Origin of the sequence: Kitasatospora sp. NPDC052896 (assembly GCF_044547075.1) — a bacterium.
In the GTDB taxonomy this organism is placed as follows: domain Bacteria; phylum Actinomycetota; class Actinomycetes; order Streptomycetales; family Streptomycetaceae; genus Kitasatospora.
Genome location: NZ_JBITZU010000004.1, coordinates 15,661 through 30,519, shown reverse-complemented (window position 1 = coordinate 30,519; position 14,859 = coordinate 15,661). Strand labels below are relative to the sequence as shown.

Sequence of the window (14,859 nt, the reverse complement as noted above, 5' to 3'; positions counted from 1 at the left end):
CCGCACAACGCTCTCCCGCAGGGCCGGCACCGAGGGCCGCCCTCGCCGCCGGCGACGACAGCACGTGAGCCGGACCGACGACCCACCGCCCCTCGGCCCGACCCGTGCGCTCCCGTTCCACCCGGCTCCGCAGCCCCTCCGGGGTGGAACTCCGGGTCAGGCCGGGACCCCGTGACCCGTTTGGCGCACATACGGGGTGAGGGAGCGCGTCGTTGGTGGTCGCATGAGGAGAGCGAATATGCCAGCCACCTATGCGAGAAGAGCGGAGCCCTCGATGTGGGTGACGCAAGCCTTGGGTCGAACGGGACAGCGAATGGAGGCGGCAGTGCCCGAACGGTCGGAAGGTGGCGGATGAGGAACCCCGAGAACCGTGTGGAGTACGGGCCCCATGCACTGGACGGCGAGCTCGCCGCGGACGCCGTGACCGGCCGCCGGGGTGTGGTGACCGGTCAGGCCGTGGAGTACTCGCGGTGGACCGGAAAGGCCGTGCGGTGCGAGGTCTTCCTGCGGCCGGTGGGCGGTGGCGTGGAGTGGACGGTGGACGACCACGATCTACGGCCGGTGTTCGGGGCGGCCTGAGCTCGGACCGGGCAGCCGATGGCCGCCGCGGCGGTCGACCCGGCTCCCCTTCGAGGGCGGGCCGCGTATTTCCGCGGCGGGAATTCCGGGCGGAAGTCCGACGCGGTCGACGGCTGTGCCCACGAGCACCCGGCGCTCTCCGCCGGCCGGCCGCACCGACTCGTGAGCGGAAAAGCCGTGCGCGGGAGAACCGCGCGCACGGTTCGAGGGAGCGGGGACCGGAAACGGAGCGACAGTCACCGTGCCAGTGCCCGACCTTGCTCAGGAACCCCACGTGCTCAGGGCCGGCAAGCCTGCCCGCCCTGAGCGTTATTTAATGACGAGCCCTCTCGAATTACGTAAATTGTGCATTCCTGGATGGATTTGCCAGGGGTGCGCCGGTCTCGGATGGCACCGATCGAGTGAATATTTGAATGTCAACGAACTAGCGCGACCTTCGCCAATTCCTTCGTCGCTACTTTGACGCCCGGGGCGATCGCCCTTTCAGTGGAACCATGGAGGACCAAGGAATGCGCAAGAGTAATATCATCGCCGCACTGCTCGCGGGAGCGCTGGGCATGACGGCCTACGCCGTCCCCGCGTCGGCGCAGACCACCGCGACCACGCCGGTCACGGCCGAGGTCACCAGCGGCGCGCTGGAGATCAGCGCACCGGCGGGGCCGGTGGACCTCGGTTCCGTCGTCGCCAGCTCGAGCCCCCAGACGGTCAGCAGCCAGCTCGGCAACGTCACGGTGACGGACGGCCGAGGCGGGACCAGCGGCTGGACGGCCACCGCGAACGCGGTGGACTTCACCGGGCCCCAGAACATCTCCGTCTCCGCCGTCGGCAGCAGCAGCTACACCAGCCCGACGGCCACGGTCACCGGCACGGCCACCGTCACCAACAGCAACCTGAGCCCGCTCTACCCTCCTGGTGCCGTGCAGACCGCCACCGGGGTGTCGGGGATCAACTCCGCCGTCTGGAACCCGACCATCTCCCTCACGATTCCGGCGAACGCCCTGATCGGAACGTACAGCTCCACGATCACCCACTCCGTCTCCTGACCGCGGCAGACTGAGTAGTCAGCAGAGGTTCCTTACACCGTGCGCAGTTTCGTTCTCGCATCGGTGCTGACGGCCGCGGCGCTCGCCGCGGCCGTCAGCACCGTCTCGCCCCCCGCCCGCGCTTCAGTCCCGGCGCAGCGGCCGACAGCAGCCGACCCGGGCAGCCTCGGCCTGCGGCTGGTCGACATTCCCGCTGACCTGTCCAAGGACTCCCGGGCACGGCAGTACGTCATCGACAATCTGACGCCCGGCACGACCGTGCACCGACGCGTCGAGGTGTCGAACACCACCGCCGCCCCGTTGCACGTGGACCTGTATCCGGACGCCGCCAGCATCACGCACGGCTCCTTCGTCGGCGCCCCAGGAAGGACGGAGAGCGAGCTGACCAGCTGGACGACGCTGGACCACGACAGCGTCGACGTCGCTCCCGGGGCCGTCGTCCGCGACACCCTGACGATCGCGGTGCCCAAGGACGCGGCCCCCGGTGAGCGGTACGCCGTGATCTGGGCGCAGGCCAGTGGCCGCCACGACGGTGGGAGCATCGCCCTGGTCAGCCGTGCCGGCATCCGGGTCTACCTCTCGGTCGGCGGCGACAACCCCCCTGCGCCGAAGTTCACCGTCGACACGATGACGGCCCAACGCGATCCCGACGGGCACGCGATCGTGCAGGCCCAGGTCCACAACATCGGTGGCCGCGCCCTGGATCTGAACGGCACCATGAAGTTGTCCGCCGTGTCCGGCAGTCTCAGTGCCGGTCCGTACCAGGTTCAACTGGGCACCAGCCTGGCCCCCGAGCAGTCCGAGCCGGTGAAGGTCCCGGTGACCGACCAGCTCGCGGACGGTCCGTGGAACGCCACCATCGAGCTGAAGAGCGGACTGCTCGCCGAGACGTACCAAGCGCGGATCACCTTCCCCCACGAATCCGGCGTCGCTCCGGCGGCAGTCGCGCACCCGGTGACCCTCAGCGCGCACCCACTGCTCGTCGGCGCGCTGGTGGTGCTGACCCTCCTGTTGGGCGCGGCCCTTCTGGTGGTGGTCGTCAACCGCCGCCGCAGGAGCGGCAGTCGCGGGCCGGAGGTGCAACCCGGCACGCTGTGACGGGTGCTGACGCACTGCTCCGGTCGCTGTCGACCGCGCCCGGCGACACCGGAGCAGTGGACCGCCCTCCCCCTGGAGACGCCTTGACCGGCACGGCCAGGATTCCAGGGGCACCGGGCGGGAACCGGTCCGCGTAGTGGCGCCGGAGGCCGGACACCGCACCGGTGGCCACGGGAACTCGGCGGCCCGTCAGGCCGACTGTCTGATGAAACGCTTGCAGTAGGCGTTCTCTTCGGAAGGACGGTCGTGCGGATGACGAGCGGTGGCGGGCTTGCGGACACCCGGGTGCTGGCCGGGAGCGGCCGGGCAGGTACCGCGGGCGGTGTGGTGGCGGTGTTGCTGACCTGCGTCATGGCGTTCTCGATGATGCAGCTGTACCTCCTCGGGGCGCTCGGGCCGCGGCTGGTGGCGCAGCTCGGCATCTCCCGTACCGAACTCGGCCTGACCACCACCGCCGGCTTCGGCACGGCGGCGCTGCTGTCGCCGCTGGCCGGCCGCTTGGTCGACCGGGTGGGCCCGCGGCGGTGCGTGGTCGCGCTGCTGCTGCTCGCGGCGGTCTCGCTCGCCCTGATCGGGGCCGCGCCGGACGCCGCCGTGCTGCTGGGCGCGGTCGCGCTGGGCGGCCTTCCGCAGGCGCTCGCCAACCCCGCGACCAACAAGGTGATACTCGCCTCGTTCGACCCGGGGCAGCGGGCGGTGGTGACCGGTTGGAAGCAGTCGGGCGTGCAGTTCGGCGCGTTCCTGGCCGGGTTGCCGTTGTCGTTGCTGGCCGCCGCGCTGGGGTGGCGCGGCGCGGTCTGGGTGGCGGCGGGTGCTGCCGCCGTGGCCGCGGCGTGGGCGGTGCGCGCCCTGCCGGCGGAGGCCCCGGCGGTGCTGTCCGCCGACCGCTCGGCGGGCGCCAAGGGCGCCAGGGGCGGCCTGGTCGGCAGGTTGACGGTGTTCTCACTGCTGCTCGGCTGCGGGGTGGCATCGGTGAACACCTATCTCGCGTTGTTCGGCACCCAGCGGCTCGGGCTGTCGGCGGCGCTCGCGGCGCTCCCGGTGGCCGTGCTGGGCCTGTCCGGGATCGCCGGCCGGGTGGGCTGGACGCGCGACGCGAACCGGGCGGGCCGGGCCGAGGTGCTGCTGACCACGCTCTCGCTCGGTGCCGTCGGGGCCGCGCTGCTGCTCGCCGCCGCCGTCCTGGTGCATCCGCTGGTGTGGCCGGGGGCGGCCGCGGTGGGCGTGTTCGCGGTGTCGGCGAACGCCGTGTCGATGGTGCTGGTCATCCGCGGCCCGGCACCCGGCCGGGCGGGGCAGGACTCGGCGATCGTGTCGGCGGGATTCTTCGCCGGGTTCGCGGTCGGCCCGCCGCTGTTCGGGCTGATGGTGTCGGTCGCCGGGTACGGGCCGGGCTGGCTGCTGGTGGCGGGCGAGTTCGCCGGTGCCGCGGCGGTCACGGCGTCGTTGGCGGCGCGCCGGGGACGGGCGGCGGCCCGGTGAACGCGGCCGACCCGGACTGGGCCGAGCGAGCCCTGGGCGCGGTGATCGACCGGGTCGGCGTCACCGCCGAGCAGGTGGGGGAGCGGTTCCCGCTCTTCGCCGACCCGGACGGCGGGCGATGGACGACGAGCGCCCGGGGCTCCTGGACCGGCGGGTTCTGGGCCGGGCTGCTGTGGCTGCGGGCGTTGGTGACGGGGGACCTGGCGGACCGTACGGCCGCCCGGGAGTGCACCCGGCGGCTGGCCGGCTGGGTGGACCAGGACGCCGCCGTCCGGGGGATGATCCTCTGGTACGGCACCGCCCTGGCCGACGGGACGGGGGCCGGGCTGCGCGAGCGGGCCGCCCGCCGGTGTCTCGCCGCCTTCGAGCCCGCGTTCGGTGTGGTGCCCTGGGGCGGCGCGTTCGGCGGGCCCCGGCTGCTCGCCCGTGCGGACGGCGTGCCCGGTCTGGTACCGCTGCTCGCGCGGTCGGGGGAGGCCGGCCTGGCGGCCGCCCGCGCCCATCTGACGCTACATCTGGAGCTGTGCCTCGCCGAGGAGCCGCCGCGTCCGGCCTGGGCGGCGCTGCCCGGTGGCGGCTGGCGGGGCTGCGACGAGCCCGAGCCGGGCTGGAGCCGGACGGTGGGCTGGCTGCTGCTCGGTGTGGCAGACGCCCTGGCCGTGCCGGGCCTGGACCGCGACGGGGCAGTGGCGGAGGCTTCCCGACGGCTCGCCGCCCTGCGCCTGGGTACCGCCGCCGCACCGGTTCCCGTGCTCGCCGGTGGCCTGCTCGACACGTCGGCGGCGGCCATCGAGGCGGTGGCCGCGCTGAAGCTGGCGGCCCTCGCCGGCACGGCGGAGGAGCGCGAGCAACTGGCGGTGCGGGCGAGGGTGGTCCTGCGCGGGCTCTGCGAGCGTCATCTGACGTCGGCCGGCGGCTCCCGGCCGGCGGGGATGCTGCTGGACGGCTGCTACGACGTGCGCCGCGGACTGGCGGTCCGTCATGAGCTGGTGTGGGGTGACTTCTTCCTGGCGTTCGGGCTGGCGGTGCTCACCGGGCTGGTGGGGCCGTTCGCGGCGTGAGGTGGCACGAGCGGCGGGCGGAGGGTGCGGTGACGGTCAGCGTCCGGTCCGCAGGACCCGCCGGGCCACCGACGAGACGTGCAACTCGTCCGGGCCGTCCAGCAGTCGGGCCGCGCGCCCGGCGCGGAACAGTCCGGGCAGCGCGGTGTCCGGTCCGAGTCCGGCCGCGCCGTGGACCTGGATCGCCGCGTCGGTGACCTGCTGGAGCAGGCGGGCCGCGGCGACCTTGGCGAGCCCGGTCTCCACCCGCGCGTCCCGTCCGGCCTCCAGCAGGGCCACCGCCTCGTACACCAGTGGCCGGGTGGTGCGCAGGGCGAGCAGCGCGTCGAAGACGAGCTGCTGGACGAGCTGGTGGTCGCCGAGCGGTCCGTCGGCGTGGCGCCGGGAGCGCGCCCGCTCGCACATCAACTCGTAGGCGCGATGGGCCTGGCCCAGCCAGCGCAGGCAGCGCAGCACCCGGCCGAGCCGCAGCCGTTCGCCGGCGATCCGCAGGGCCTGCCCGCGTGCGCCCACCAGGTGGTCGGCGGGCACGGTCACCCCGTCCAGCGCGACCTCCCACTGCCCGCCGGCGCCGAGGACCGGCAGTTCGCGCACCACCCGGAAGCCGGGCGCGCTGGTGGGGACCAGCAGGAGGGAGAGCCCGTCGCGGTCCGCCCGGCCGCCGTCGGTGCGGGCCAGGACGGTGACCAGGTCGGCGTCGGCGGCTCCGGTGGTGAACCACTTGCGCCCGTGCAGCGTCCACCGCCCGTCGGGGCCGGGCTCGGCCCGGGTGGCGGTCAGGGTGGGATCGGTGCCGGGGGTGTCGGGCTCGGTCATCGCGTAACAGGTGCGCAGTTCACCGCTGGTGATGCGGTCGAGGTAGCGGCGCCGGACGGCGGCCGAGCCGTGGCGCTGGAGCATCAGCACGTCCAGCAGCGGGGCGGAGCCGAGGACGGCCGGGCCGTGGTCGCTGGCGCCCTCGGCCTCCGCCAGGTGCGCGTACCGCGACAGCGGCAGACCCTGGCCGCCCAGCTCGACCGGCAGCGCGAGCGCCCAGAGGCCCGCGTTCTTCGCCTCCCGCTGGAGCCGTGCCAGCTCCGCCCGGGCGTCCGGGCCGCCCGCGTCGAGCACCGCCTCGCGGGGCATCACCCGCTGCCGGACGAACTCCGACACCCGGGCGCGTAGGTCGGCCATCTCGTCCGGACAGGCGGGCAGCCCGAGTCCGTTCAGCGGTGCTTTGGGATCATTCATGGCTTTCCTCCGGATTCATCGGGAACCCGATGAAATGACGATCCGACTTCTCTGCTGTGGAGCTGGTCGGCTGTGGAGGTCGCCGAGTTCCCGGATTCGTCCCAGTGACCCGCGCAGCAGTTCTCCGGCTGCCGGAGAGGAGAACCATGGCCCATCCTGCCCCCACCCTGGTGGCCCGGCCGCTCGGAGCCGTGCCGGTGCGCGTGTCCGGGCCACCCGCGCTCACCGCCCCTGCCCTGGCGCACCTGCGGGCGCTCGGTGCGGCGCCGGTGGACGCCGGGAGTTCGGACGGTCCGGCCCGCTTCGAGGCGCCCGGAGGCGTCGGCTCCGAGGTCGCCTGGGCGGACGTGTGCCCGGCAGTGGACGCGGCCGACGAGGCGACCGTGCAGGCGCTGACCGGGATCACGCACGTGCACGGCAGACGGGACGGCGAACCGCGCGCGCTCGCCGCCGACTACGCCGCGACCTGCGCCTCCGTCCTCGGCGTGCAGGGCCTGCTCGCCGCCCTGGTCGGCCGGGCCCGGGGCGCGGCCGGGGCACGGGTGGTCACCGGCGCCGACCGTGCCGCCCTGCTGACGGTCTCCCAGTACCTCGCCGCCGCGGGCGCGGACGAGGAGGAGGCCGCGCCGCTCGGCCCGGGCGGGCCGCCGTTCACGGCCGCCGACGGCACCCGGTTCGAGCTGGAGGCGCTCGAACCGGCGGCCTGGGCCGGGTTCTGGCGCCGGCTCGGAGCGCCGGCCGACGCGGTCCGGGCGGGCTGGCGGCCGTTCCAGTTCCGCTACGCGACCGCCTGCTCCCCGCTGCCCGAGGCGCTGCACGCGACCGCCCGGGCGGCCGGGTGGCCGCAGATCGAGCACGCGGCCGCGGCCGCCGGCGCCGACGTCTGCCGCCTCCACTCGCTCGCCGAGCGGTCGGGCGAGCCGGCCGCCGACGCACCCTGGTCGTTCCGGCCGGGCTGCCCGGCGGAGGTGATGAGCCGCGCCGGGACCGGCGCGGTGCTCCCGCTCGCCGGTCTGACCGTGCTGGAGGCGGGCCGGCGCATCCAGGCCCCGCTCGCCGCACACCTGCTGGGCCTGCTCGGCGCGGACGTGCTGCGCGTCGAGCCGCCGGGCGGCGACCCGCTGCGCGGCATGCCCCCGTGCTGCGACGGCGTCTCGGCCCGCTGGCTCGCCCTGAACCGCGGCAAGCGCGCCGTTCAGATCGACATCAAGTCCCCGGCCGGGCAGACCGAGCTGCGCGAACTCGCCTCCGGTGCCGACGTGTTCCTGCACAACTGGGCACCGGGCAGGGCCGAGCAGTTCGGCCTGGACGCCGGAGCGCTCTCGCTCACCAACCCCGGCCTGGTCTACGCCTACACCGGCGGCTGGGCCGGGCGGCTGCCCGGCGCACCGGTCGGTACCGACTTCATGGTGCAGGCCCGTACCGCGATGGGCGAGGCGGTCCGCCCGGTCGACGAGCCACCGGCACCCTCCCTGATGACGCTGGTCGACGTGCTCGGCGGCCTGCACGGCGCCGAGGCCGTGCTCGCGGCGCTGCTGCTGCGCGAGCGCACCGGGCGCGGGGTACGCGCCGAGTCCTCGCTGCTCGGCGCCGCCGAGACGCTCACCGCGCCGGCCCTCCGCCGGGCCCGTACCGGCGCGGAGCCTCGCCGGCCCGCGGGCTTCCGCCGCCCGTTGCCGACCGCCGACGGGTGGGTCGCCCCCGCCGACGACTCGGCCGCCGCCGCCCGACACCACGCCGAGGACCTGCGGTCGCTCGGCACGGCACAGGCGGTGGCCCGGCTGCGCCAACACGGCCTGACCGCCACCGCCGTCAGCACCGACCTGCGGGCCCTGCCCGCCGACCACCGCCTGCGCCACGCGCTGACCCGCGACGGCCACGGTGCCCTCGCCGTCCCCACCCCCTGGAGGTTCCTGTGACAGCCCCGATCCCCGACCTGGTACCGGCCGCACTGCGCAGGGCCTGGGCCGCCGACGGCAGTTACCCCGACCTCGACCTCTACGCCCTGTTCCGGGCCCGACGCACCGCCGACCCGCACGGTACCGCCGTCATCGACCGGAGGGGGAAACTCTGTTACACCCAACTCGACCGTAGGGCACGGGCGTTGGCTGCTGGTCTGCGTACGGCCGGGATCCTGGCCGGTGACGTGGTGGGCGTCCAACTCCCCAACAGCCGGGCGGCGGTGATCGCGGATCTGGCCCTGGCGGCGCTGGGAGCGGTGGCGCTGCCCTTTCCGGTCGGCCGCGGCAGCCGGGAGGCGCGCTCGCTGCTCGGCCGGGCCGGGGCCCGTGCGGTGATCGCCGCCACCGAACACCGAGGGGTCGAGCACGCCCGTGAACTGGCCGAGCTCGGCGGGCAGTTGCCGGATCTCCAGACGGTCGTCGCGGCCGGCCCGGGTGCGCTGCCCTACGGGTGCCTGCGCTACGCCGAGCTGCTGCGCACGGACGCCACCGGCTTCACCCCGGCCCGGCCCGGCCCCGACTCCGCCGCCAGGATCCTGGTCTCCTCGGGCACCGAGGCCGAGTCCAAGATGGTCGCCTACTCCCACAACGCGCTCGCCGGTGGACGCGGCAACTTCCTCGCCTCGCTGCTGACTTCGGGTGCCGCACCGCGCTGCCTGTTCCTGGTGCCGCTCGCCTCCGCGTTCGGCAGCAGCGGTACCGCCGTGACGCTCGCCCGGCACGGCGGCACGCTCGTCCTGCTGGACCGTTTCACCCCCACCGACGCCCTGGAGGCGATCCGGCGCCACCGGCCGACCCACGTCCTGGGCGTGCCGACCATGGTCCGCATGATGCTCGACCTGCCGGCCGCACCGCTGCCCGGGCTGACCGCCCTGGTGCTGGGCGGCGCACCGCTCGACCGGTCCACCCGCGAGGAGGCCGAACGCGCCTTCGGCTGCCCGGTGGTGAACCTGTACGGCTCGGCGGACGGCGTCAACTGCCACACCGGACTGGACGCCAAGGGACTCCCGGGCGACGGGCCCGGCATCGCGGTCGGCCGCCCCGACCCTGCGGTCACCGACATCCGGACGGTCTCACCCGACGACGGGTCCGCCACCGCTCCCGGCGAGATCGGCGAGATCGTGGCACGCGGCCCGATGACACCGCTGTGCTACGTCGGCGCGCCCGAGCTGAACCGGCGCTACCGCACCGAGGGCGGCTGGGTGCGCACCGGCGACCTGGGGGTGTTCGACGCCGACGGGGTGCTCCGGGTGGTCGGGCGGTTGAAGGACATCGTCATCCGGGGCGGTGCGAACATCAGCCCCGCCGAGGTCGAGGGCGAGCTGTCGGCCCACCCGGACGTCCGCGACGTGCTGTGCACCGGCGTCCCCGACCCGCTGATGGGCGAGCGGCTGGCCGCGTGCGTGGTGCCCCGACCGGGTCGCCGGCCCACTCTCGAGGACCTGTGCACCCATCTCGACGGCCGGGGTGTGGAGCGCTACAAGCACCCCGAACGGCTGCTGTTGGTGGACGAGTTGCCGCTGACCCCGGCGGGCAAGCCGGATCGCGCCGCGTTGCGCGACCTGGCCGGCGACCGAGGCTGACGACACGTCGAAGCAGGGGTTGCCGGTGGGCAACCCCTGCTTCGACGTCGCGCTGCCCGAGCCGGGCCGGGTGATGTGCGGGACGATGCGGCGTCCAGGCAACCATGTGTGGCGCCACGGAGGCCGAGACCAGCGAGGCGGTCGAGGTGGGCTACCGCTACGGCGGTACCGCGGCGCTCGTGATCGGTGTCAACGCGTTCACGAGCTGACGAGGTCGAAGCCCGGCACACCCACTCAGGAGCCGGCGAACTCCTTCGTCAGCTGGGCCGCCGCGTCGCGGTACACCGTGAGCAGATCCAGGTCCGCGCCCGGGTAGTTGACGATGTCCAGCTGTCGGGCTCCGGAGTCGGGCAGTACCGTACCGGTCGACATGTTCTCGTTGTCGAAGACGAACTGTGGCTTCTTCGCCGAGAGTTGGGCGAGCTGGACGGGCGTGACCGCGTCCGGGCCGTAGGTCCCGACCGGCTGCACTCCGACCATCTCGGCCACCCAGGTGGTGAACGTCTGAGTGACCACGACCGGGGGCCTGCCGCCGGGCCACTCGCCCTTCAGCTGCTGCGACAACTCGTCGAACTCGGCGGTGAAGGCGGTGTTCCACCGCGCGGCCGTCTGCTCGGTGCCGAAGGCCTTGCCGAGCATGGTCACCTGCGCTGTGGTGTTGTCCCGGTCGTCGTCCAGGTTGACCTCGATCATCTCCGCCTTGGACCCCGCGGCGTCCCTGACCCGGCCGGCGAACGGCTCGAACGACGCGTACAGCACGAAGTCCGCGCCCTTCACCGCGGTGAGGTCGGTGGGCTTCAGGTCGTAGTCGGGTGCGTGCTTCACGGTGGCCGGGACGAGGTACCTGACGTCCTTGGCCCCGGCGGCCTTGGCGAGCGCGGCCTCCCAGACGGTGGTCGCCACGACCACCGGGCCCTGGGCGGCCGTCGGCGAGACGGCGTCGGCGGCGATGCCGCTGGTGGTGCCGGCGCAGCCGGTCAGCGACAGCAGGCCCGCGCTCAGTGCGACGACGGGACGGACGAGGACGCGGTTGCGCGCCATGAGGTGGTTCTCCGTTCGGGGATCAGATGGGCGGCGAGGGCGACGGCCCCCGCGGCGAGGACGAGCACGGGACCAGGGGGGAGGTTCCAGGCGAGTGAGACCAGGAAGCCGGCCAGGTTCACCACCAGGCCGATGCCGACCGCCCAGCAGGCGATCGAGCTGAGCGAGCGGCCGAGCCGGCGGGCGGCGAGGGCGGGCAGCAGGGTGAGCGAGTCCACCAGCAGCGCGCCGGTGAGCCGGATGGCCGAACCGACCGCGACCGCCACCAGGATCAGCAGCAGCATGGTCATCCGCTGCACCCGGACACCGGAGCAGAGCGCCAACTCCCGGTCGTGCAACAGCAGCGCCAGATCACGGCGGCGCCAGACGACCAGCGCGGGAAGCGCCACGGCGAGCCCGCCCAGCACCATGAGGTCGGTCGGCCGGACGGCCAGGATCGACCCCCACAACAGGGCGAAGGCCCCGTTGGCGTTGACCCCGGACACCGACAGCACCAGCAGTGCCGCGGCGATCGCCAGGCTCATCAGCAGGCCCATGGCGCCCGAGAGGCTGTCGGCCGTCCGGGCCAGCGGTGCCACGCCCGCCCCCGCCAGCGCGCACGCCACGATCGCGCTGAGCCCGGGGTCCAGGCCCAGGATGATGCCCACCGCGATACCGAGCAGCGCGACGTGCATCATCGCGAACCGTACCGGCATGATGTCCAGGCCGACGATCACCACGCCCACCAGTGGCAGGCCGAGGGCGGCCAACAGCAGGCCACCGGCGGCGCGTTGGACGGGCAGCAACTGCAGGAGCGTGCCGACCTGTTCGAGCGCGTTCACTCAGACCTCCCGCAGCCGGCCGGCCGCCATCTCCAGAACGCGGTCGCAGCGCGCGGCCAGCGCCCGGTCATGGGTGACCACCAGCAGGGTCACCGGCAGACCGGTGAGCAGTTCGGCGGCCTCCTCCTGTCCCGCGAAGTCCAGTGCGGCGGTGGGCTCGTCGGCGAGCAGCACACCCGCACCCGCCGCCACGCAGCCGACCGCCCTGGCCAGGTGCATCCGCTGCAGCTGACCGCCCGACAGCGCGGTCAGCGGGCGGTCGGCGAGACCACCCACGCCGAGCCGGTCGGCCGCCGCGGCGGCCTGCGCCGCCGCGCCGCTGCTGGCCAACAACTCCCGTGCCAGCAACGGGAAACGGCCGACGGCGGGCCGCTGCGGGATCCAGCCGCAGGCCCGCCTGCGCCAGGCCCATTCGGCTGCCGTCCGGGTGCCGCGCCCGCCGACCAGCAGCTCGCCGGCGACCTGCCGGTGCAGGCCGAGCACCGCGCGCAGCAGCGTTGTCTTGCCCGACCCGTTGGTGCCGGTCAGTGCGATCCGCTCGCCCTGCGCCACGTCGAGGTCGACACCCTGGACGGCCTCCAGGCGGCCGTGTCGGCACACCACGTCACGCAGCCGGATCGGCAGCCCGGAGTTCGGTATGTCCCTCTGCCGGGCCGCGACCGCGCCCGGCTGTTGCCTGTTGTACTCCACGGGACGTTAGTCGGGCCGTGGAGCCGCCGAGTTCCCACGAGGTCCGGGACGGCCCGCACCCGGTGCCGTCCCGCTCAGCCGGCGCGGGACGTGCCGCCAGGTGCGCAGCCGCAGGCTGTTGGCCACCACCAGTAGCGAGCTGGCCGACATCGCGGCGGCCGCGAGCATCGGGTTGAGCAGCCCCGCGGCCGCGAGGGGGATGAGCACCGCGTTGTAGCCGAACGCCCAGAGCAGGTTGACCCGGACGGTGGCCAGCGTCCGCCGGGCCAGTCGTACCGCGACCACCAGGGACTCGATGTCCCCGCGCACCAGGGTGAGTCCCGCCGCGCCGATCGCCGCGTCCGTGCCGGAGGCGAGGGCGATCCCGAGATCGGCCGAGGCCAGCGCCGCCGCGTCGTTGACACCGTCCCCGACCATGGCGACGGTCCGTCCGGCGGCGCGCAGTTCGGCGACCAGTTCGGCCTTGCGCTCGGGCGAGGCGGCGGCGTGTACGGTGCGGATGCCGAGTTCTCCGGCGACGGTGCGTGCGGCCCCCGGCCGGTCCCCGGTCAGCAGCACGGGTTCCAGGCCCAGCCCGCGCAGCCTGTGCACGGTCCGCCAGCTGCCGGGGCGCAGGGCGTCGCCGACCACCAGGACCCCCGCCGCACGGCCGTCCAGCTCCACCAGCACGGCCGTCCGTCCCTGGGCCTCGGCGCGCGCCACCACGTCCCGCAGCTCATCAGGGAGTTCCGACTCGTCCTCGGGCCGCACCAGCCGCACCTTCCGCTGCTCGACCGTACCCGCTACGCCGAGACCCGCGGTCGCCGTGAAACCCGTGACGCCCGGCAGCGGCGGCCCGCAGCGTTCCCGCGCGGCGGCCGCGATCGCCCGGGCGATCGGGTGCTCGGAGCGCTGCTCCACCGCCCCGGCCAGCCGCAGGACCTCCTCCACCGTCTCGCCCGGAGCAGGGACGGCCTCCGCCAGCCGCATCCGCCCGGTGGTCAGCGTGCCGGTCTTGTCCAGCAGGACGGTGTCGATCCGCCGTAGGCTCTCCAGTACCTCCGGACCACGGATCAGCACGCCCAGTTCGGCGCCCCGGCCGGTCGCCGCCAGCAGCGCCGTCGGTGTCGCCAGCCCCAGCGCGCACGGGCACGCCACCACCAGCACCGCCACCGCCGCCGTGACCGCCGCCTGCGGCCCCGCACCGGAGCCCAGCCAGTACCCGAGCACGCCCACGGCCACCGCCAGCACGCCCGGCACGAACACGCCGGCGACGGCGTCCGCCAGCCGCTGCGCCCGCGCCTTGCCGGCCTGGGCGTCGGCCACCAGCGCGGTGATCCGGGCCAGTTGGGTGTCCGCACCCACCGAGGTCGCCCGTACCACCAGCGAACCACCGACGTTCAGGGTCGCCCCGGCGACCAGGTCGCCCGGGCCGACCTCCACCGGTACGCTCTCGCCGGTCAACAGGCCGAGGTCCAGCGCCGAGTTCCCCTCGACCACCACCCCGTCGGTGGCCACTTTCTCGCCCGGCCGGACCGCGAACTCCTGTCCCGGCAGCAACCGTTCGATCGGGACGAGGCGTTCGACGCCCGCCTCCAGGACGCTGACCTCCTTCGCACCCAGCTCGGCCAGCGCCCGCAGCGCCGAACCGCCGGCCCGCCGTACCCGGCCCTCCAGCTCGCGGCCGCACAGCACGAACAGCGGCACGCCCACCGCCGCCTCCAGGTAGACGTGGGCGCCACCACTGCCGGCCGTCAGCGAGAACGGCATCCGCATCCCGGGCGCTCCCGCGCCGCCGAGGAAGAGCGCGTAGGCCGACCAGCCGAAGGAGGCCACCACCCCCAGACTCACCAGGGTGTCCATGGTGGCGGTCGCGTGCCGCAGGCCCCGCAGGCACCGCTGGTGGAACCCGGCCGCCCCCCAGCCCACCACCGGCGCGGCCAGTGCGAAGCAGAGCCACTGCCAGTCGCGGAACTGCAGCGGCGGCACCATCGAGAGCACCAGCACGGGCAGCGCCAGCACGGCCGTCACCACCAGCCGGGTCAGGTCCCCGGCGGGTTCCGCGACGGCGGCCGGTCGGTCGCCCACCGGCTCGGCGGTGTATCCGGCCCGCTCGACGGCGGCCACCAACGCGGTCACCGGAACGTCCACCGGGTGCACCACCCGGGCGCGGCCGGTCGCCAGGTTGACGCCCGCCGTCACCCCCTCGATCCGGGCCAGCCGCTTCTCCACCCGTGACACGCAGGCCGCGCAGGTCATCCCGCCGACCTCCAGGTCGGTGGTGGCGAGCC

At 74.5% G+C, this 14,859-nt stretch carries 12 protein-coding genes; 7 read left to right on the top strand and 5 right to left on the bottom strand.

Annotated features, from left to right (window positions below; translation table 11 throughout):
• Positions 1-351 precede the first annotated feature (351 nt).
• From ACIGXM_RS10970 to ACIGXM_RS10950, 5 genes are all read left to right on the top strand, one after another.
• Positions 352-579, top strand: a complete 228-nt coding sequence (locus tag ACIGXM_RS10970; protein ID WP_396559232.1) for a hypothetical protein — start codon at positions 352-354, stop codon at positions 577-579.
• A 509-nt stretch (positions 580-1,088) separates the two neighbouring features.
• A complete protein-coding gene (locus ACIGXM_RS10965) occupies positions 1,089-1,622 on the top strand; it encodes a hypothetical protein (RefSeq protein WP_396559230.1) in 534 nt (177 codons plus the stop codon).
• 39 nt (positions 1,623-1,661) lie between these two features.
• Positions 1,662-2,720: a hypothetical protein gene (locus tag ACIGXM_RS10960; RefSeq protein ID WP_396559228.1), complete on the top strand. Its 1,059-nt coding sequence runs from the start codon at positions 1,662-1,664 to the stop codon at positions 2,718-2,720.
• A 252-nt stretch (positions 2,721-2,972) separates the two neighbouring features.
• Complete coding sequence (locus ACIGXM_RS10955) at positions 2,973-4,202, top strand: MFS transporter (protein ID WP_396559226.1); 1,230 nt, start codon at positions 2,973-2,975, stop codon at positions 4,200-4,202.
• Positions 4,199-5,263 (top strand): sugar ABC transporter permease, encoded by a 1,065-nt coding sequence (locus ACIGXM_RS10950; RefSeq protein WP_396559224.1) that lies wholly within the window; start codon positions 4,199-4,201, stop codon positions 5,261-5,263. Before ACIGXM_RS10955 ends, ACIGXM_RS10950 begins: the two co-directional genes overlap by 4 nt.
• 36 nt (positions 5,264-5,299) lie before the next feature.
• Here ACIGXM_RS10950 and ACIGXM_RS10945 read toward each other — a convergent pair whose 3' ends face one another.
• The gene (locus ACIGXM_RS10945; RefSeq protein ID WP_396559222.1) at positions 5,300-6,493 is read right to left on the bottom strand and encodes an acyl-CoA dehydrogenase family protein; all 1,194 of its coding nucleotides are present in this window, start codon (positions 6,491-6,493) and stop codon (positions 5,300-5,302) included.
• A 146-nt stretch (positions 6,494-6,639) separates the two neighbouring features.
• On the opposite strand from ACIGXM_RS10945, the gene ACIGXM_RS10940 reads away from it, so the two are divergent.
• Positions 6,640-8,412 (top strand): CoA transferase, encoded by a 1,773-nt coding sequence (locus ACIGXM_RS10940; RefSeq protein ID WP_396559220.1) that lies wholly within the window; start codon positions 6,640-6,642, stop codon positions 8,410-8,412.
• Positions 8,409-10,037: a class I adenylate-forming enzyme family protein gene (locus ACIGXM_RS10935; RefSeq protein WP_396559218.1), complete on the top strand. Its 1,629-nt coding sequence runs from the start codon at positions 8,409-8,411 to the stop codon at positions 10,035-10,037. The genes ACIGXM_RS10940 and ACIGXM_RS10935 overlap by 4 nt, the downstream gene beginning before the upstream one ends.
• A 234-nt stretch (positions 10,038-10,271) precedes the next feature.
• Here the strand turns inward: ACIGXM_RS10935 and ACIGXM_RS10930 are convergent, their stop codons facing one another.
• The 4 genes from ACIGXM_RS10930 to ACIGXM_RS10915 all read right to left on the bottom strand — a co-directional run bounded on the left by ACIGXM_RS10930 (position 10,272) and on the right by ACIGXM_RS10915 (position 14,827).
• A complete protein-coding gene (locus ACIGXM_RS10930; protein ID WP_396559216.1) occupies positions 10,272-11,078 on the bottom strand; it encodes an ABC transporter substrate-binding protein in 807 nt (268 codons plus the stop codon).
• On the bottom strand, positions 11,036-11,899 hold the full coding sequence (locus ACIGXM_RS10925; RefSeq protein ID WP_396559214.1) for a metal ABC transporter permease: 864 nt from the start codon (positions 11,897-11,899) through the stop codon (positions 11,036-11,038). The genes ACIGXM_RS10930 and ACIGXM_RS10925 overlap by 43 nt, the downstream gene beginning before the upstream one ends.
• Positions 11,900-12,502: an ATP-binding cassette domain-containing protein gene (locus ACIGXM_RS10920; protein ID WP_396559891.1), complete on the bottom strand. Its 603-nt coding sequence runs from the start codon at positions 12,500-12,502 to the stop codon at positions 11,900-11,902.
• Positions 12,503-12,595: 93 nt separating this feature from the next.
• The gene (locus ACIGXM_RS10915; RefSeq protein ID WP_396559889.1) at positions 12,596-14,827 is read right to left on the bottom strand and encodes a heavy metal translocating P-type ATPase; all 2,232 of its coding nucleotides are present in this window, start codon (positions 14,825-14,827) and stop codon (positions 12,596-12,598) included.
• Positions 14,828-14,859 lie beyond the last annotated feature (32 nt).